The sequence below is a fragment of the Halorubrum saccharovorum DSM 1137 genome (assembly GCF_000337915.1).
In the GTDB taxonomy this organism is placed as follows: domain Archaea; phylum Halobacteriota; class Halobacteria; order Halobacteriales; family Haloferacaceae; genus Halorubrum; species Halorubrum saccharovorum.
On sequence record NZ_AOJE01000060.1, the window covers coordinates 229,424 to 247,095 of the forward strand.

22 protein-coding genes are annotated in these 17,672 nt (G+C 69.3%); 9 read left to right on the forward strand and 13 right to left on the reverse strand.

The window, feature by feature from the left end:
* Positions 1–9: 9 nt before the first annotated feature.
* The gene (locus C471_RS12375; protein WP_004049511.1) at positions 10–1,041 is read right to left on the reverse strand and encodes a glycosyltransferase family 2 protein; all 1,032 of its coding nucleotides are present in this window, start codon (positions 1,039–1,041) and stop codon (positions 10–12) included.
* Positions 1,042–1,199: 158 nt separating this feature from the next.
* Positions 1,200–1,472, reverse strand: coding sequence for a MarR family transcriptional regulator (locus C471_RS12380; RefSeq protein WP_004049512.1), 273 nt, complete (start codon positions 1,470–1,472; stop codon positions 1,200–1,202).
* A gap of 371 nt (positions 1,473–1,843) precedes the next feature.
* On the opposite strand from C471_RS12380, the gene C471_RS12390 reads away from it, so the two are divergent.
* Entirely contained in the window at positions 1,844–2,596 is a 753-nt protein-coding gene (locus C471_RS12390) for a class I SAM-dependent methyltransferase (RefSeq protein WP_049909358.1), read from the forward strand.
* A gap of 1 nt (position 2,597) precedes the next feature.
* Here the strand turns inward: C471_RS12390 and C471_RS12395 are convergent, their stop codons facing one another.
* On the reverse strand, positions 2,598–3,014 hold the full coding sequence (locus C471_RS12395) for a TRAM domain-containing protein (RefSeq protein WP_004049515.1): 417 nt from the start codon (positions 3,012–3,014) through the stop codon (positions 2,598–2,600).
* A gap of 271 nt (positions 3,015–3,285) precedes the next feature.
* Between C471_RS12395 and C471_RS12400 the strand changes: the two genes are divergently transcribed.
* The gene (locus C471_RS12400) at positions 3,286–4,389 is read left to right on the forward strand and encodes a bactofilin family protein (protein WP_004049516.1); all 1,104 of its coding nucleotides are present in this window, start codon (positions 3,286–3,288) and stop codon (positions 4,387–4,389) included.
* A gap of 116 nt (positions 4,390–4,505) precedes the next feature.
* Positions 4,506–5,411, forward strand: a complete 906-nt coding sequence (locus tag C471_RS12405; protein ID WP_004049517.1) for a dihydrodipicolinate synthase family protein — start codon at positions 4,506–4,508, stop codon at positions 5,409–5,411.
* A gap of 26 nt (positions 5,412–5,437) precedes the next feature.
* On the opposite strand, the gene C471_RS12410 is transcribed toward C471_RS12405, so the two are convergent.
* Positions 5,438–6,199, reverse strand: coding sequence for a YkgJ family cysteine cluster protein (locus C471_RS12410; protein ID WP_004049518.1), 762 nt, complete (start codon positions 6,197–6,199; stop codon positions 5,438–5,440).
* A 128-nt stretch (positions 6,200–6,327) separates the two neighbouring features.
* On the opposite strand from C471_RS12410, the gene C471_RS12415 reads away from it, so the two are divergent.
* Positions 6,328–6,774: a DUF5788 family protein gene (locus tag C471_RS12415; RefSeq protein ID WP_004049519.1), complete on the forward strand. Its 447-nt coding sequence runs from the start codon at positions 6,328–6,330 to the stop codon at positions 6,772–6,774.
* Between the two features lie 250 nt (positions 6,775–7,024).
* On the opposite strand, the gene C471_RS12420 is transcribed toward C471_RS12415, so the two are convergent.
* The 5 genes from C471_RS12420 to C471_RS12440 all read right to left on the reverse strand — a co-directional run bounded on the left by C471_RS12420 (position 7,025) and on the right by C471_RS12440 (position 11,673).
* Positions 7,025–7,495, reverse strand: a complete 471-nt coding sequence (locus tag C471_RS12420) for a Rieske (2Fe-2S) protein (protein ID WP_004049520.1) — start codon at positions 7,493–7,495, stop codon at positions 7,025–7,027.
* A gap of 252 nt (positions 7,496–7,747) precedes the next feature.
* Positions 7,748–8,368, reverse strand: coding sequence for an NfeD family protein (locus tag C471_RS12425; RefSeq protein WP_004049521.1), 621 nt, complete (start codon positions 8,366–8,368; stop codon positions 7,748–7,750).
* A 100-nt stretch (positions 8,369–8,468) separates the two neighbouring features.
* Positions 8,469–8,735: a DUF7312 domain-containing protein gene (locus C471_RS12430; protein WP_004049522.1), complete on the reverse strand. Its 267-nt coding sequence runs from the start codon at positions 8,733–8,735 to the stop codon at positions 8,469–8,471.
* A 71-nt stretch (positions 8,736–8,806) separates the two neighbouring features.
* Entirely contained in the window at positions 8,807–10,564 is a 1,758-nt protein-coding gene (pyk, locus tag C471_RS12435) for a pyruvate kinase (RefSeq protein ID WP_004049523.1), read from the reverse strand.
* 173 nt (positions 10,565–10,737) lie between these two features.
* Positions 10,738–11,673: a sulfide-dependent adenosine diphosphate thiazole synthase gene (locus tag C471_RS12440; protein WP_004049524.1), complete on the reverse strand. Its 936-nt coding sequence runs from the start codon at positions 11,671–11,673 to the stop codon at positions 10,738–10,740.
* 140 nt (positions 11,674–11,813) lie between these two features.
* Between C471_RS12440 and C471_RS12445 the strand changes: the two genes are divergently transcribed.
* The 5 genes from C471_RS12445 to C471_RS12465 all read left to right on the forward strand — a co-directional run bounded on the left by C471_RS12445 (position 11,814) and on the right by C471_RS12465 (position 13,370).
* Entirely contained in the window at positions 11,814–12,080 is a 267-nt protein-coding gene (locus C471_RS12445) for a hypothetical protein (RefSeq protein ID WP_008849122.1), read from the forward strand.
* Between the two features lie 4 nt (positions 12,081–12,084).
* On the forward strand, positions 12,085–12,219 hold the full coding sequence (locus C471_RS12450) for a DNA-directed RNA polymerase subunit P (protein ID WP_004049526.1): 135 nt from the start codon (positions 12,085–12,087) through the stop codon (positions 12,217–12,219).
* A 59-nt stretch (positions 12,220–12,278) separates the two neighbouring features.
* On the forward strand, positions 12,279–12,563 hold the full coding sequence (locus C471_RS12455) for a KEOPS complex subunit Pcc1 (RefSeq protein WP_049909379.1): 285 nt from the start codon (positions 12,279–12,281) through the stop codon (positions 12,561–12,563).
* Positions 12,564–12,677: 114 nt separating this feature from the next.
* On the forward strand, positions 12,678–13,064 hold the full coding sequence (locus tag C471_RS12460) for a prefoldin subunit beta (RefSeq protein ID WP_049909380.1): 387 nt from the start codon (positions 12,678–12,680) through the stop codon (positions 13,062–13,064).
* Positions 13,065–13,070: 6 nt separating this feature from the next.
* Positions 13,071–13,370 (forward strand): DUF3194 domain-containing protein, encoded by a 300-nt coding sequence (locus C471_RS12465; RefSeq protein WP_004049529.1) that lies wholly within the window; start codon positions 13,071–13,073, stop codon positions 13,368–13,370.
* A gap of 176 nt (positions 13,371–13,546) precedes the next feature.
* Here C471_RS12465 and C471_RS12470 read toward each other — a convergent pair whose 3' ends face one another.
* Genes C471_RS12470 through C471_RS12485 form a run of 4 tightly spaced genes read right to left on the reverse strand, consistent with a single transcriptional unit; the run spans position 13,547 to position 17,589 of the window.
* Positions 13,547–13,894 (reverse strand): DUF7268 family protein, encoded by a 348-nt coding sequence (locus C471_RS12470; RefSeq protein ID WP_004049530.1) that lies wholly within the window; start codon positions 13,892–13,894, stop codon positions 13,547–13,549.
* On the reverse strand, positions 13,887–14,804 hold the full coding sequence (locus C471_RS12475) for an ABC transporter permease (protein WP_004049531.1): 918 nt from the start codon (positions 14,802–14,804) through the stop codon (positions 13,887–13,889). Before C471_RS12475 ends, C471_RS12470 begins: the two co-directional genes overlap by 8 nt.
* On the reverse strand, positions 14,801–15,814 hold the full coding sequence (locus C471_RS12480) for an ABC transporter permease (protein ID WP_004049532.1): 1,014 nt from the start codon (positions 15,812–15,814) through the stop codon (positions 14,801–14,803). The genes C471_RS12475 and C471_RS12480 overlap by 4 nt, the downstream gene beginning before the upstream one ends.
* A gap of 50 nt (positions 15,815–15,864) precedes the next feature.
* Positions 15,865–17,589: an ABC transporter substrate-binding protein gene (locus C471_RS12485; RefSeq protein ID WP_049909360.1), complete on the reverse strand. Its 1,725-nt coding sequence runs from the start codon at positions 17,587–17,589 to the stop codon at positions 15,865–15,867.
* Between the last annotated feature and the right edge of the window lie 83 nt (positions 17,590–17,672).

A 17,672-nucleotide genomic window follows, 5' to 3' on the forward strand; every position in this document is an offset into this window, starting at 1 on the left:
GGTGCGGGGTCACTCCTCCGACGCTCGCCGGTCGTACTTCGCGACGGCGCGGTCGGCGCGCTTCGAGATGCCGTTCGGGTTCCGAGCCGGGCTCCGGTCTCGGCTCCGCGCGACGAGCCCGTCGGAGCTCCCGCCGGCGAGGCCGACGAGCACGTCGCGCCCGGTGGCGACCCACCGCGACGGCGTCGACTCGCCGCGGATCACGTCGCCGGCGGCCCCGAGCGCGTCCGTCGCCGCGTGCGTTCCGACCCGCGCGACGACGGTCGGGCGGACGCCGTAGTTCTTCAGGAGGCGATACGCGAGCGCTCGGTACTTCCACCCCCACTCGCGGGCGCTGCGCCCGCCGTCGGCCGCCGTCGGGCTCGGAAGCTCCTCGGTGACGGCCATCCCCTCGCGCCACGCCACGGTCCGTCCCATCTGCGCCAGCCGATGGGCAGCGTCGCGCGCGCCGCCGGTGTTGAGGTACTCGTCGAAGCCGTCCAGGTCCCGGAGCGCCTCTCGCCGGAAGGCGACGTTGCCCCCCTCGAAGTAGGTCACTTCGGTGCCCGCGATCGCCCGGCGCTCCGGGCCGTCGCGCTCGTTGTCGTGACTCTCGTCGCCGCGGTGCCCGCCGTCCCGCCCCTCGTCGTCGCTCCCGGTGCTCCCCTCGTCGTCGCCCCCGGTGTCCCCCTCGTCGTCGCGTCCCCCTTCGCCCGACTCGATCGGAATCACCGGTCCCGTCACGGCGTCCGCACCGTCGAGCCCGGCACGCACGGCGTCGAGCCACCCCTCCCCGATCCGGTTGTCGTAGTCGACGAGAGCCACCACGTCTCCGGTGGCGACTTCGATACCGGCGTTGCGAGCGACGTTGACCGTGCGGTCGGAGATCTCCACCAGCACGTCCACGTCGTCGCGGTCCCGCACCATCCCGGTGGTGCCGTCGGCGGAGGGGCCGTTGGCGACGACCACCTCAGCCTCGGGAGCGTGTGCCGCCAGCGCGTCGAGACAGGCGGCTAACCGATCCCGCCCGTTGAGAGTGGGCACGACGACCGAGAGGTCCATACAGTCGAGTATCGGGGCCAAGGATTAAAAAGGGCTCCGTGCGGCGGCGCTCGTTCGGCTGCGCCGCGGATCGGTCGGGAGCGGTTACGCGCCGATCGGCACGCTGCAGATTTACGCGCGATTCAGACTGTCAGACTGTCAGGCGCGTCGCGCGCGGTTCAGACCGTCAGGTAGTACACCTGCTTGCGCGCGTCCTTGAAGCTGTAGCGGGAGTCGACGAGGCCTTCCTCCTCCAGACGGTTGAGCGCGTAGCGGACGGTCCGGTCGGGAAGCAGGGACTCGTCGGCGAGGCCGCCCTGCGAGAGGGGGGCGTCGCCCTCCAGCACCTTCGCGACGAGTTTGGCGCTGGGGGGGAGTTCGCGTAAGCGATCGCGGTACTCGGCTTCTGAGAGGCGGTCCTGGTCGGCGGTCTCCGCGGGACTGGTACTCATATCTCATGTCCAGCCCGCGCCTATTGGTAAAGGTTGGCTACATATAGGGGAATTTGATTGGAATAATATAATGTGTTAATATCACAGTTCGGCCACCTGTCAATCCTGATCGATCGGGACGTATTTTGACGCGGCGGTGCCCGACGGAGCCGGACCGGCGAGCACCCGCATCACGGCGAGGAGTTCGGATCGCGGGTGCTGATACATATCTCGGTCCAGAACGTCGCGACGAGCGGCTGACCGGACGACTCGTCGACTGTTCCGTCGATCGAACTGTCGGCCGATCTCCCGGCCGTCGACACCGCCGTCGCCGGGCATACGTCGACCGCATCCAGTACGGTTTTGTCGGTCGGGTGTGCAGTACGGACAACGTGAAGGGACAGGACTGGTACCAGGCCGACGAGGTCGCGGAAGAGTACGAGGACGTACGGTTCTCCGGCGGCGGAGAGCTCATCGACCGGCGCGAGAAGGAAGCGGTCCTCTCGGCACTCGGACCGATCGAGGAGGGACACCGCGTGCTGGAGGTCGCCTGCGGCACCGGTCGGTTCACGACCATGCTCGCGGACCAGGGCGCCGACATCGTCGGGCTCGACATCTCCCGCGAGATGCTCGAACAGGGACGCCAGAATGCGGCCGAGGCGGGGCTCTCCGACACCGTGGAGTTCGTCCGCGGCGACGCCTCCCGGCTCCCGTTCCCGGACGACCACTTCGACACCGTGGTCGCGATGCGCTTTTTCCACCTGATGGACAACCCGGTGCCGTTCGCCCGCGAACTGCGCCGCGTCAGCGCCGATCAGGTGTTCTTCGACACGTTCAACAGCCGCAGCCTCCGGACGCTGTACACCTGGCTGCTCCCGATGGGGTCCCGGCTCTACTCCGAGCGGCAGGTCGTCGACATGCTCCGCGCAGCGGATCTGACGCTCGCCGGCGAGGAGCACGACTTCGTGCTGCCGTACGGGTTCTACCGCGAGCTTCCGGGCCCCGTCGCGAAGCCGTTCCGGGCGATCGACGGGCTCGTCGGCGACACGATTCCGGGCGATTACGTGGCGTCCGTCTCCTACTGGGACGCCCGAGTTCCGGAAGGCGAGCGCGGCTCGGCGGTTTCTCCGGACGCCGCCGAGTGAGTCAGGCCGACTCCTCGACGACTTCCCCGACCGCGAAGTTCGATTTGACCTCCGTTACCTCGATCTTAACGCGCTCGCCGACCTCCGTGTCCGGGACGATGATCACGTACCCGCGCTCGACGCGGGCGATCCCGTCGCCCTGCTTGCCGAGATCCTCGATTTCGACGTAGCGCATTTCCCCGGGCTCGACCGGGGGCTGCGGCCCGTCGTCGGCGCGGGACGCCGAGGTGTCGACGCTCTCGTCGGTTTCCTCGGCCGCCTCGGCCTCGGAGCGGGAGATGAGCGCGACGCGATACGTCTCGCCCGGCTCCAGCGAGCCGGTCTCGACCTCGCGTCGCGGGACCTCCACGACGTACTCGCCGTCCTCCTCGCGAACGTCGGCGCTGAACAGACAAAGGAGCTTCTCTGAGATCTCCATAGTAGACTCCAGCGAAACGTGGAGACGGACCAGTATAGTTGTACCGCCGACACGCTCGGACCGACCGTCGAGAGAGGCGCCGACCAGCGGTACGTCCCCGTTGTGCAGGCGACGGATCGGGTCCGGGAGTGGCCCAGGGGGCCCCGACGGGTTCCGGCACGCGTGTGCGTCCTCAAAAACGAGGAGTCGCCGATGAGTCGCTCGACGCGCCTGAGACGCCCGCAAACGGTTGACGAATAAACATATGTACCTCGGCAGTGATACTCCGCGTATGGCCCTCTCGGACAGCAGCACTCGTCGTCGCATCGTCGTCGCCCTCGCGATCGCAGCGCTTCTCTCGCCGGTCGCGACGGTGCCCGCGACGGCCCAGTCGGTCCAGGGCCCGTCCGGTTCCGTCGTCGTCGACGAGGGAGAGACGGTCGACGGCGTCGAAACCGTGTCCGCGACGATCGTCGTGCGCGGCACCGTGGACGGCGACCTCTCCGGCGCGGCCGGATCGATCCGGATCGCGGAGACCGGCCGGGTCAACGGAAACGTCCAAGCCGCCGCCGGGACCGTGGTGATCGACGGCGAGGTCGGCGGAAACGTCGAGGTCGGCGCCGGCTCCTTCGACCTGACGGAGACCGGCCGGGTCGACGGCTCGCTCGACGTCAGCGCGGGAGCGATCACCGTCGACGGCGCGGTCGGCGGCGACGTTCGCGCGAGCGCCGACTCCGTGGTCCTCGGGCCCAACGCGGCCGTCGGCGGCGAGTTCCGGTACGACGCCGACGAGTTCAGCCGGAGCTCGGACGCGACCGTCGCCGGCGGCGTCGTGGAGGACGAGAGCCTCAGCGGCGACGGCGGAATCGGGGTCGGCGAGGGCGGCCAGCTCCTGCCCTCGTGGGTCGGCTCCGCGTACGGCGTCGCCGTCAACCTCGCGCTGGGCACGGTCCTCCTGCTCGCGTTCCCCCGGTTCTCCCGCGGCGTCGAGGACCGCGTCGGCGGCGGCCCCCTCGTCAGCGGCGGGGTCGGTCTCCTCGCGCTGATCGTCACCCCGATCGCCCTCGCCCTCGTGGCGATCACGCTCGTCGGGCTCCCGCTGGCGCTCGTCGGGCTCGCGGCCTACGTCGTCGCGCTCTGGGTCGGCTCCGTGTACGGTCGGTACGCCCTCGGCGCGTGGGCGCTGGACCGGCTCGGCAGGCCGAACCGGTGGGGCGCGCTCCTCCTCGGCGTCGTCGGCGTCGCCCTGATCGGACTGGTCCCGTGGATCGGCGGGCTCGTCGACCTGCTCGTCCTCCTGCTCGGACTCGGCGCGCTCGCGATCGCGCTCCGGGACGGGTACCGGGGGCGAAACGACGCGACCGTTTCAGACGGCGAGCCGGTCGAAGTCGACTGACTGCGGCTCTCTGCCCTCCCGACTCACAGCCGCCCCGATCCGAAATCGCGCGATCGCTTCCGGCAACTGCCGCCACCGGACTAAGCTCTTTATTGCGGTCCGCTAAACCGTTCCTCATGAGCGATCCGGAGTTCCGACACGGCGCTGTCTCGTCCCCGATCGTGACGCCGTTCGACGCCGACGGCGGCGTCGACGTCGACGCGCTCGCGACCCACGTCGAAACGCTCGTCGACGCCGGCCTCGACGGGGTCGTCCCCTGCGGAACGACCGGCGAGTTCGCCAGCCTCACCGACGCGGAGCGGCGAACGGTGATCGAGACCGTCGTCGGGGCGGCCGACGGCCGTGTCCCCGTGATCGCCGGCGCGGCGGACACGACCGTCTCGGGCGTCCGCGACCGCCTTCGGTTCGCCGCCGAGGCCGGAGCCGACGCGGGGCTCATCACGCTCCCGTACTACCAGACCTCGACGGGTCCCGACGGCCAGCGAGCCTTCTTCGAACGGGTCGCCGACGAGTCTCCCGTTCCGATCTACCTGTACGACATCCCGGCGACGGTCGGCGAGCCGATCGATCCCGGCGTCGTCGCCGACCTCGCCGCGCACGAGTCGGTCGTCGGGCTGAAAGACACGTCCGGCGACCTCTCCGGGCTCGACGCCGCCCTCCGCGGGACTCCCGACTCCTTCACCGTCTTCCAGGGCGTCGACGCCCAGCTCTACCCGACCGTGTCGCTCGGCGTCGACGGCGGGGTCAACGCGCTCTCGCAGGTGATCCCCGAGGCGTTCGTCGCGCTCCGCGAGGCGCTCCGCGCCGGCGACGAGGACCGCGCGCTGGCGCTCCACCGGGAGGCGATCGCGCCGCTTTTCGCCCGCTGTGCCGAGCACGGATTCGCGCCCGCCGCGAAGGTCGCGGCCGCCCACCGCGAATTCATCCCGGACCCGCGGGTTCGGCCGCCCCTCACGGTCCCCGACGCGGCGGCGCGAGAGGCGCTCGCCGCCGACGTCGACGCGGCGCTCGACGCGGTCTAACGGCCGCGCCCCGACGTTTTGGGCCGTCACTTCCCGTCGATCGGCGTCCCGTCCGCCTCCTTCGGCCCCTCGGAGTCGAAGACGACCGCGTCGCCGTCGGCGCGCTCGGCGGCGGTCGGGTCGTAGCCGTCGCGCACGCCGATCGCCTCCTCCAGCTCGCGGACCGCGCGCTCTTTGAGCGCCGCGGCCAGTTCCTCGGCGTCCTCGCGCGAGATGTCGCGGCCGAGCCCCTCGCACTCGTGTGCGCGGACGACGCCCTCGGCGTCGACCGCCTCGCCCATCGGCTGGCTCGTCCCGTCGAGCGCGACGCTGAACGGATACGTCTGACAGATGAGCGGTCGGGCGTCGTGGACGGTACAGGCCCCCTGTCCGTCCGTCTCCTCGTAGAACGTGCAGTCGCCGCAGTCGTCGGTCGCGAGCGCCCACTCGAACGTCTCGCCCGCGGGCTCACCGTCGTCGCCCGCGGAGAGCCCGAACGGCATCGGGCGGGCGACGTCGCGCCAGTCGTACGACTCGCCGAACTCCGCCTCGGCGGCGTCGGCGACGGCGCGGACCTCGTCCGGGAAGACGGTGGCCGTGTGGGGTTCGCGGTCGGGTTCGCGGTCCCCTTCACCGTCCCCGGTGTCAGCTCCTTCTCCCGCCGGCGCGCCGCCCGGATCGTCGGGTGCGTAGCCCGTACAGCAGCCGCCACAGCGGGTGCACTCGAAGCCGATCGACTCGATGGCGTCGGCGAGCTCGTCGGCGTCGAGGTCGCGGGCGCGTTCGAGTTCGGCTTCGAGCGATTCCATGGGGCCGCTTGCGTCGCGGTCGGGTTAACGCCGTCCCTTCGCGAGCCGCGCCCTGTCGGCGGTGCGCGGGCTCGCGTCGGGCGCGCCGAGCGAAGGAGCGAAGTGCGACCGACCCCTACCGAGCGGGCGTGAAGGAGTACGAGCGGAAGGGGCTCCTCGAACGCGTCAACCGCGAGGCGGCGACGGTGGGCGCGGAGATCCCCGAGGAGATCGAGATCCAGGGGGAGCCGATCGAACTGCAGTCGTTCGTCTTCGAGATCAAGCGCCGCGACACGGTTCCGCCCGGCGAGCGCGAGCGAGTCGAACAGGCGAAGCGGAACCTCCGGCGCGAGCGGTTGGAACGGCTCGAACCCATCGAGGAGAACGAGGTGAGCTACGACCGCGGCGAGGAGCTGGCGGCGTCGATCATCGGGATCGACCGCGCGCTCGACGCCTTGGAGGGCCTCGACGCGCCCGACCCGGAGACGGAAGCGGAGCGGCAGAAGGCGGCCGATCGCAAGCGCTGGATGAGCTTCCTGAAGAAGGCGCTCGGACGGGACGACGCGGGCGGCGCGAGCGGTCGGACGCGGTTCTGACGGACTCGATCGCCGCCGTCGCGGTTCGCGGGGCCACCCGTCACCGAGCCGTCGAGACAGCCGGAGACCGCCCGACCGCCGCCGCGAGACCGCCGGTGAGCATCCAGCGTCGGCACGGATTCGGATCGCTCAGACGCGTCCTTCGTCGTCCCGGCGCAACTGCGCCGGCGCTGCACAAAGAGCCGCCGTCGTCTCCGGGTCCGACGCGGCCGCGTCGGCCGTCGTCGGTTCGAGTCGCTCCGCTCTCTCCTCAGTTCCCGGTGAAATCGATCCGCGAGTCCCCCGCGTCGTCGTCGCGGGTCGCGTGGCCGACTCGGACGAACTCGTAGGCGTCGTCGTCGAGAAACACCGCGTCGCCGTCGACGCTCACGGCGACCGACTCCAGGACGGCCCCCTCGCAGGGGCCGAAGTTGCAGTAGCCGCCGTCGGCCTCGAAGGTGGCGCCGTGCGTCTGGCAGAACACCTCGCCGTTGCGGACGAACGCCCCGTCGTCCTTGTCGAGGCGCACGTCGGTCCAGTGCTGACAGTAGTTGCGGAATGCGCGCACCTCGCCGGCCGCCCGCGTGAGGACCGCTTCGGCCTCTGGGGTACCGTCCTCGGCCTCGCCAACGTCGCCCTCGCCGTCGTCGACGCTCTCGGGGTCGACCGGTCGCAGCGTCACGAGCAGCGTGCTGTCCTCGGGAACTTCCTCGACGGCGGCGATCCGGCGGTCCGCGTCCATACGCGTTCGTGGCCGGCGGTGCGTTTCAACTGATCGATAGCGCGGGGCTCTGTGACGACCGGTAACGGTCCGGTTGGCTGCTTATAAATCGTCGAGCGTGGACCGACGGCGAACACTTCCGAGGCCCCAGCCTCGTCGGTGCGGCGCTCGCGAGCGTCGCACCGACTCCCTCGCGCACGCGACTCGGGGCCCGCGGTCGCTCGTCGGCACGAGCCACCGCGGGTCCGTTTATCAGTCACCTCGCCGTTGCGGTCACTCCCGTTCGGTTTCGGTCTCTGGCTCTGACTCGCCGCCGTCCGCGCTTTCCTCGGCGTCTCGCTGCGCTTCCTTCCGCGCCCTGTCCGCGGCGAGCTCCCTGTCGATGTCGTCCTCGACGTACCCCATCGACTCCACCGTGACGACGTTGCCGCCTCCGGGGTCGACGACCATCACCTCCTCGCCCTCTTCGATCGTCCCCTCGATCGAGCGCGCGGAGTAGTGTGGGTTGAACCCGCCCCCGGAGAGCTTCACCTCACCACCGGCGGTGGTCACCTCCTCGGTGACCGTGCCGGTCTTCCCCTTCAGCGAGTCGCTGTCGCTCGTCTGCTGTTGGCCTTTCCCGCCGTACAGATCGAACTCGTGGTAGCCGTAGAAGGCCGCCGCGCCGAAGAGAAGCGTCAGGAGCGCCATGACCAGGGTCAGCCCCGCGCCGACGACCCCGAGCGACGTGAGGAGGAGGCCGCCGAGCCCCGCCCCGATCAGCGCGATGCCGACCACGATGAAGTTCGCGCCCGGCGCGAGCGCCTCCGCCATCGAGAGCAACAGCCCGGCCGTCAACAGCAGCAGGGGCAGCGTGTCCGGGGAGAGGAGCCCGGACTGCGCGAGTGCGTCCATGTCCGGACGTACGGCTGTGACGGTATAAGTGGTGGTACGGGAGGGTCGCGGAACGGGGGAAGTGGTGGTACGGGAGGACGGTGAACCGAACGCCGACCGATCAGAACCCGACGAAGAGAACGCCGATCGTGAGCACGACTCCGAGCACGACGCAGACGGCGTGTTCGGCGTCGATCGATCCGGGCTCGATCGGCTCGCTCTCGGGCGTGTGGGTGTCCTCGACGACGCCGTTCGGCCCCACGTCGTCGACGGCAAACCGCCACTCGCTCTCGCCGCCACCCTCGTTTTCGTCGTCCGATCGGGTGTCGTTCGCCCGGCTTCGCACGTCGTCGCGGCTTCCCCCGTCGCGGCCGTCGTCGCTGCTCATGCCAGCGGCTAGGCGGCTTACCAGTAAATGGCTGGCGGGTGAGACGGGAGGGGTGACGGCGAAGCGTGCCGCTACCGCTTCCGCGCCGCCGCGATCACGTCGCCGTCGTAGACCACACCGCGCTCACCGTCGACCGTTACCACGGTTCCGTCCGTCACGCTCTCGGGGAGCGGCGCGCCCGAGACCATCGGAACGCCGAGTTCGCGAGCGATCACCGCGGGGTACCCCGTCATCCCCTCGCGGGCGTCGACGATCCCGGCGACCGCGTCGAGGTCGCCCGTGAACTCGCCCTCGAAGTTGGGACCGAGCGCGACGATCGATCCCTCCGGGACCTCGCGTAAGTCGCCGTCGGCGGTGCGGTACACCGGGGCCGCGACGCTGCCGGCGACGACCGCCTTCCCGGTCACCAGCGTCTCGGCGGCGACGTGGACCTTGAGCGTGTTCGTCGTGTTCGTCCCTTCGAACTCGGTCAGCATGCCGGAGAGCACGACGAGGGTGTCCCCCGACTCGGCCCCGCCGCGGTCGAGCGCGGCGTCGACCGCGTTGTCGAGGATCGTCTCCATGTCGTGGGCGTACTCGGTCATCACGGGACGGACTCCCCACGAGAGCGCGAGCTGGCGCCGGACGCGGTCGTTCGGCGTCGTCGCGACCACGGGGACGCCGGGCCGGAACATCGCCGTCTTCCGGGCCGTGAATCCGGACTCCGAGACCGCGACCACGGTGGAGGCGCCGATGTCGCGCGCGAGGTAGCGCGCGGACCGGGCCAGCGCCTCGGTCCGCGACCCCTCCGCCGCGGTCGGGACGCGCTGTTCGCGCGTCTCCGCGTACTCGTCGCTGGACTCGATCTCGCGGACGATCCGGTCCATCGTCTCGACGACGTTGACGGGGTCGTCTCCGATAGCGGTCTCGCCCGAGAGCATCACGGCGTCGGTGCCGTCGAGGACCGCGTTCGCCACGTCGGACGCCTCCGCGCGGGTCGGGCGACGGGAGGAGACCATCGAGTCGAGCATCTCCGTCGCCGTGATGACGGGGACGCCCGCGTTGACGCACTTGCGGATGATCCGCTTTTGAATGACGGGCACGTCCTCCAGCGGGCACTCCACGCCGAGGTCGCCGCGGGCGACCATCACGCCGTCGGCGGCGTCGACGATCCCGTCGAGGTTCTCGACCGCGCCCGCGCGCTCGATCTTCGCGATGATCGGGATGTCGTCGGCGCCGCGCGCCTCCAGCGCGTCCGCGATCTGGTAGACGTCCGCCGCGTCGCGCACGAAGGAGGCCGCGACGAAGTCGGCGTTCGCCCGCGCCGCGAGGTCGAGTTCGGCCTCGTCCTCGGCGGTGATGAGGTCCACGTCGATGGCGACGCCCGGGAGGTTGACGCCCTTCCGCGAGCTGAGCTTCCCGCCGGAGACGACGGTGGCGGTCACCGACTCGCCGTCGACCCGCTCCACGCGACACTCGATCCGGCCGTCGTCGAGGAGGACCGTGTCGCCCGGCTCTGCGGCCGCGATGGAGTGGGTGAGCCCCACGAGTTCGGGGGTGGCGTCGTCGCCCTCCTCGAACGTCACCTCGGAGTCCGTCGCGAGCAGAATCGGCTCCTCCAGCTCCGCGGTGCGGATCTCCGGCCCCTTCAGGTCGACCATCACCGCGAGCGGGTCGTCGATCTCGTCGTCGACTGCGCGCGCGCGTTCGATGACCTCCTCGCGGTGGTCCGTCGTCCCGTGACTGGCGTTCAGCCGGACGACGGACATCCCCGCGTCGGCGAGGCCGCGGATCGTGTCCCGGTCGTCCGACGCGGGACCGATCGTACAGACGATCTTGGCGTTTCGCATGTCGTCGGATTCGGCTCAGGGGAGGAAAAAGCCACACGGTTGAGTCGCCTCCGAGTGAACGTTCGTGACACTTCCTCGGGCTGTGGTCGGACGGGGGAGGTGAAGCGGAGAGTCGTCGGAACCGTCAGCGGGACACTCCGGTCGTCGCCGGTACCGTCGACCCGGAACGCCGCTTAGTCGTCCGCCGGCGCGGGAGCGTCGCCCGCGGAGAGCCGGACCTCGGGCTCGTCGACGCCGAGCTCGTCGAGGGCGGCCTGGGCTGCGCGCTTCCCCGAGACTAACATCGCGCCGAAGGTCGGCCCCATCCGCGGGAGGCCGTGGGCGGTCGCGACCGCCATGCCGGACGCTATCAGGCCGTCGTGGACGACGCCGGTGTGCTCGACGACCGCGTCCTCGCTCTCCCCGACCCACATCGAGTCGTGGCCGGGCGAGTCGTGGCCGGGGGCGCCGTACTCGCCGTCGCCGGTCTGGTCCATCCCGGTGTTGTGCTCCTTCGCGTGCTCGATGCCGGGCGCCGAGAGGACGCCGCGCTCGTCGAGCTTGCTGATCGCGACCGCGTCGTGGCCGGTCGCGTCGATCACGAGGTCGGACTCGACCGCGATGGGGTCGACGCAGGTGATCTCCCGGGGCAGGGCGTGGACCGGCGTCCAGTTCATCACGATCCCGCCGACGCGGTGGTCCTCGCGGACGACCAGGTCGGTGAACTCCGTCATGTTCTGGACGCGCGCGCCGGCGTCGCAGGCCGCCTTGATCAGCCCGGAACAGGCCTCGGGGCCGGCGGCGGTGTAGAGCCCGTCCACGTCCTCGACCGGCTCGTACTCCACGTCGAGGTCGGCGAGGATCTCTTGGGCCGGGTCTCGGACCGTCACCGTGTTCATCAGGAACCCGCCGAGCCAGAAGCCGCCGCCGAGGTAGTTGTTCTTCTCGACGATCATCACCTTCACGCCGCGCTCGGCCAGCTCCTTGGCGGCCATCAGCCCGGACGGGCCGCCGCCGAGGACGATCACGTCCGACTCCGTGAAGTCGAGGAACCCGTCGGTCCACTCGTTGCCGATCGCCTTCGTTACGTCCGTCTCGCTCACGTCGCTGAAGCCGTCGAATCCGTGCATACAACCAAGTAATATTACTTAGTAGTGAAAGGCGTTGCGGTCGGCGGTCGCTCGTCGCGATCGCCGGGGCGCCTCCTCGCGCTCTCCGGCGTCCCCGACTCGTAGCCTTTTTACGCGCGCTGGCGGTAGACGCAGTCACTATGGCTGAGGACAAGGCACGAAGCACCGGCAGTGCGGGCCGATTTGGCGCCCGATACGGCCGGGTCTCCCGCAAGCGGGTCCAGGACATCGAAGAGGAAATGCAAAACGCCACCGTCGACGGCGACGACGTCAAGCGCGTTGGCACCGGCATCTGGGTCAACGAGGAGACCGGCGAGACGTTCACCGGCGGCGCGTACCGTCCCGAGACGCCCGGCGGTCGCACCGTTCGCCGCTCCATCCGCGCCGCGCTCGCCGACGAGGAGTAAGGCGATGAGCTACAAGTGCTCCCGCTGTAAGCGCGACGTCACCCTCGACGAGTACGGCGGCGTGCGCTGCCCGTACTGCGGCCACCGCGTCCTCCTGAAGGAGCGCGGCGGCGACGTGAAGGAAGTCAACGTCGAGTAACACCGCGTTCCGATCTCGATCCGATCCGTTCTCGCATCGTGACTTCCGACCCCGTCGACGTGACTACCGACACCGTCACCCCGACCGCCGACCGCGCGCACGAGACGGTCCTCTCGTTTCGCTACCCCTCCGAGCGACGCGCACGCCTCGTCGGCGACGCGCTCGCGCCCGAGGTCGGCGAGATCGACGACGCGCGCTCCGCCGCGACCGTCTCCCGCGACGGCGACGCGGTGCGAGTCCGCGTCGTCGCCGACGACCTCGTCGCGCTCCGCGCCGGGATCAACAGCTGGTCGCGGCTCGTCGAGGTCGCCGAGCGCGTCGGAACGAGAGACGGTCGGGAGTAGCGCCGCTCCGACGGTTCCACGTCTCTCTGGGCCTGTACCTGCCGAATTGATCGCCGACAGAGAAGTCGGGGGTTTTTCCGTCCGGGACGCCTCGTTGCGCCTATGCAAGGGAACATGCCGCCCGAGGCACAGGAGAAGATCGAGGAGCTGCAGGAGCTGCAGGAGACCGCACAGCAGGTCGCCGAGCAGAAAGAGCAGGCTCAGTCCGCGCTCAACGAGTCCAAGACGGCCCTCGACGCCCTCGAAGACGTCGACGAGGACGCCGGGATGTACCGCGAGATCGGCGAGGTCCTCGTCGAGACGGACTACGAGTCCGCCTACGACGACCTCGAGGACAAGGTCGACTCCCTCGAAGTCCGCGTCGAGCAGCTCGAGAAGCAGGAGGAGCGCGTGCAGGAGCAGTTCGACGACCTGCAGGGCGAGCTCCAGCAGATGCTCCAGGGCGGCGCCGGCGGCGGCGGCCCGATGGGTCCGGGCGGTCCGGGCGCGGGCGGCGCGTAAGCGTCGATGTCCGACGAACCGAGCGACGGATCACGTGAAGACGACGAGACCGTCGTCGGCGACGTTGACGGCGATCCCACCGACGACGAAGTCGTCCAGACCGCCGCGGAGGCGGCCGAGGGCGTCGTGTTCGCCCACTACGACCAGTCGGCGGTGACCGACCTGGACGTGACGGTCACGTTCGAGGAGGGCGTCCTCGACGTCGACGTCTACCTGAACGCCCCCGACGACCCCGATCCGGACGCCGTCGCTCGCGAGGCGGCCGAGACCGCCGGCGAGGCGGTCGACGAACTGTTCGAGGCGTAGGGCGGCGGTTCGCCGCACGGCGCCGCACGACCGATGCGTCGCGGCGCCCTTTCTGATTCTGCTCCGCGAGAGATAGCGACGCGGACGCGATGTCCGCGGGTCTCCGTCGCTCCGACCGCGAACGGACACGGACGGCGCTCGGAGGTGAAAACGCGGTGACCGGACGACCGCCGACCTCAGAGTCCGACGAGCGCGATCGACATCGCGACCGCCGCGGCCGACCAGCCGACGCCGACCCAGGTCAGCACGGCGAACGCCTGTCGGGCCCCCGACCGGGTCCACGACGACTCGCCGCCGAGGTGGTCCTGTACGGCGGCCATCGATCCGCCGAAGCCGACGGTTCCACCCCACGTCGCGACGCCGAACCCGAACACCAGCGCGCCGAGCGCGAAGGCGGTGTCGGTTGCGGCTCGCGATCCCACGACCGGGACCAGCGCGGCCGCGAGGGCGACACCGACGAGAGCGCCGACGCCGACCCACCGCGCGACCGTCCGACCGAACGGGCGGAGGTCGCGTTCAGTCAACGGTCTCTCGCATCCGGGGGTCGAGCGCGTCGCGCATCCCGTCGCCGAGGAGGTTGAACCCGAGCACCGTCAGCGCGAGCAGCAGCCCGGGGAAGAAGGACCACCACCACGCTCCGGAGAACAGCCCGAACTCGACGCCGTTCGAGAGCATCATTCCCCACGTCGGTTCCCCCGGACTGGCGCCGAAGCCGAGGAACGACAGCGCGGCGATGTCGATAATCGCGAGCCCGTAGTTGAGCGTCGACTGGACGGTGATCGGCGCGAGGCAGTTCGGGAGGATGTGGCGGACGATCAGCCGCGGGTCGGTCGCGCCGAGCGCCTTCGTGGCGTCGGTGTACTCGTCTTCGAGTACCTTCAGCGCCGCTCCGCGGACCACGCGAGCGAACCGCGGCGTGTACACGAGCGTCAGCGCGCCGACGGCCCGCCACAGCCCCAGCTCCTCCGGGAAGATCGTGACGAGCGCGAGCGCCAGGAGGAGCGACGGGAACGACAGCAGGACATCCATCGTCCGCATGATGAGGTTGTCCGTGAGGTCGCCGTAGTACGCCGCGACGATCCCGAGTCCGACCCCGAGGAACGTCGACGCCGCGACGGTGACGGTCCCGTAGAGGACGGCGTACCAGGCCCCGTACATCACCCGCGGGAAGATGTCGCGCGCCTGCCCGTCGGTGCCGAACAGGTACTCCGAGCTGGGCGGGGCCTCGGAGGGGTTCGTGCCGAACTGGGTCGCCATGAGGTCGCTGAGGTCGTAGGTGAGCCGCGCGTAGACGGCGAGTAGGACGATGCCCACGATGATGACGATCCCGGTGACCGCGAGTCGGTTCGAGAGGAGCTGCGAGAGGAACGGGCTCGCTCGCAGGCGCTCGACGATGCCTCGGTCGACGGTTCCGGTCTGTGTTTCTGTACTCATTGTTCGATGCGGGGATCGAGGATCGAGTAGGTGAGGTCGACGCCCAGGTTGACCAGCGTGTACAACACGGCGAAGACGAGGACGGTCCCCTGCACGACGGGATAGTCGCTGCGATTGATCGCGTCGACGAGGAGCGTGCCGATGCCGTTGATTTCGAAGACGGTCTCCGTGAGGACCGCGCCGCCGAGCAGCGATCCGAACTGGATGCCGATCACGGTAATAACGGGGATGAAGGCGTTACGAAGCCCGTGTTTCATCACGGTGATCTTCGAGCCCTGCCCCTTCGCCCGGGCAGTCCGCATGTAGTCTTGGCGGATCACCTCGACCATCGACGAGCGCATCATCCGCGAGAGCAGCGCCATCTGGTAGATGCCGAGCACCACGATCGGCAAGAACAGGTGAGTGACCGCGGACCGGAACGCCGCGACGTTTCCGGCCAACAGCGTGTCGACGAGGATGAACCCCGTGACCGGGTCGACGAAGTACGCCGAGCCGATCCGTCCGCTGGTCGGAAGCAGTCCGAGGAACTGCGCGAAAAGCAGGATGAGCAGCGGACCGCTCCAGTAGATCGGGATGCTGATTCCGCTCAGTGCGCCGATGCGGGTGAGGTGGTCGGTCCAGGTGTCTTGTTTGACCGCGCTCAGGATTCCCAGTGGAAGCCCGAACAGGAGGCCGGCGAACTGGCCGAGCAGCGCGAGTTCGATCGTGATCGGGAGCCGGTCCGTGAGGATCTGGCTCACCGGCGTGCCCCGGTTCACCTGGTAGGACTGACCGAAGTCGAACGTCGCGACCTCGCCCAGGAACCGAATGTACTGCTGCCAGAGCGGGTCGTCCAGTCCCAGGTCTGACCGGATCTGATTCACGAACTCTTGGCTCGCTCGCTCGCCCGCGATGACCACTGCCGGGTCGCCCGGCGAGAGGTGGAGGATGGCGAAAACCACCGTCGCGACCCCGAACAGCACGGGGAACAGCATGAGCAGGCGTTTCAAAACGAATCGTTTGGAGACCATTCAGACGTATCGGTGCGTGGGACGTTCAAAAAATCTGTGTTCGGTTCTCGTTACTCGAGCTCGACCACTTCGAGGTACGGCCCGCCGATCGCGGCGACGGTGTAGTTGCTCACGCTGTTGGACACGCCGCGGACCTCGTCGGCGTAGTCGATGAACACCCACGGGGCCTCGTCGTGTGCGATCTGGGCGGCCTCTTGGTACAGCGCGGCTCGGTCCTCCTGGTTCGTGGTTCGCTGGGCCTCCTCGACGGCGCTCATGTACTCGCTGTTGGCCCACGCGGCGTTGTTCGAGGTGTTGAACCCCTCGGTGTCCCAGGACACCCAGTCTTGCCCCTCCGGCACCTCGGTCTGCGGGTGCATGAGGACGTAACAGAAGTTGTCGGGGTCGGCGTTGTCCGTGTACCAGCCCGCGAGCGTCGCGTCGTGGCGCCCCTGGCTGGTGTACGTGAGGTAGTCGGAGAACTGCCGGTCGTCGATCGACACCTCGATGCCAATCTCCGAGAGGTTCGAGCGGATCGTCTCGGCGGTCGGGAGCGGCGCGGGGTTGTACCCCCGCGGGTTCTGGAACGTGGTCAGCGAGAACGAGAACCCGTCGCCGTAGCCGGCCTCTTCGAGCAGGCTCTGCGCCTGATCGGGGTCGTACTCGTAGGGACTGATGTCGTCGTTGTGGCCGAACAGCGCGGGCGGAATCGGCTGGTCGGCCTGCGTCGCGATCCCCGAGTAGATGTTCTCGACGATCGCCTGGGTGTCGATGGCGTAACTGATCGCGCGGCGGACCCGGCGGTCGCGGAACGGCTCGACGCGCGAGAGGTTAAACGCCATGTACCCGATGTTGATTCCCGTCGCCGTCCGGTTCTCAGCGGTGTCGGACCCCTCGATGATCTGCATGCTGTCGGGGTCGAGCCCGTCGATGATGTCGAGCTCCTCCTCCACGAGCGCCTGTGCGCGCGTGGAGTTCTGGCCCCGAGTGAGGAACAGCACCTCGTCGACGTTCGGGCTCTCTCCCCAGTAGTCGTCGTAGGCGGTGAGCCGGATCCGGTTGTTGGCGTCGTCCAGGGTCTCGAGCTGGAACGGGCCGGTACCGACCATCTCTTCTCCGAGGTTCGTGTCGCCCTCGATAGCGTCTTGGGAGATGACGACGGCCGCGAACATTGCGAGGTTGCGGAGGAACGGCGCGTACGTCTGGGTGAGCGTGATCGAGAGCTCGTAGTCGCCCGTCGCCTCGGCGCTCTCGATCCAGTTACCAAGCGTGAACGGCCCGTACGCGGAGGATTCCTCGAAGTGGTACTCGTAGTCGTCGTCGACGAAGCGCCGATAGGTGGCGATGAAGTCGTCGGCGGTGAAATCCGACCCGTCGTGGAAGGTCACGCCCTCTCGCAGCGTGAGCGTCACCGACTCGCCGTCCATCGACCAGTCGGTGGCGAGCGACTCAGTGAGCGACGCCTCGCCGGCTTGGAACGCGATCAGCCCCTCGTACGCTTGGTTGGTCACCTTCGCGACCTCGCCGCTGGTGGTGTTCTGTGGGTCGAGCGTGCTGGAGTGAGCGCCGCGGCCGTAGCGGAGCGACGTCGTGTCGCCGTCGCCGCCGTCGCTCCCGTCCTCGCCGTCGCTCCCGTCGCCGCCGTCGCTCCCGTCGCCGCCGTCACTGCCGTCGCCGCCGTTGCCGCCGTTTCCGCCACAGCCGGCGAGGGAGGCCACGGACGCCGTTGCGACCGTCGCGCCGCCCGCTCGTTGCAAGAAGCTTCGTCGTGAGGTTCCCGTGGTGTCAGGGGACATACGATGTCGGATATATTTGCCACCTAAATAATTCTGGTGGACGGCGAGGACGAAACCACGGGTGAAACCCTTCCTGAGTGGTC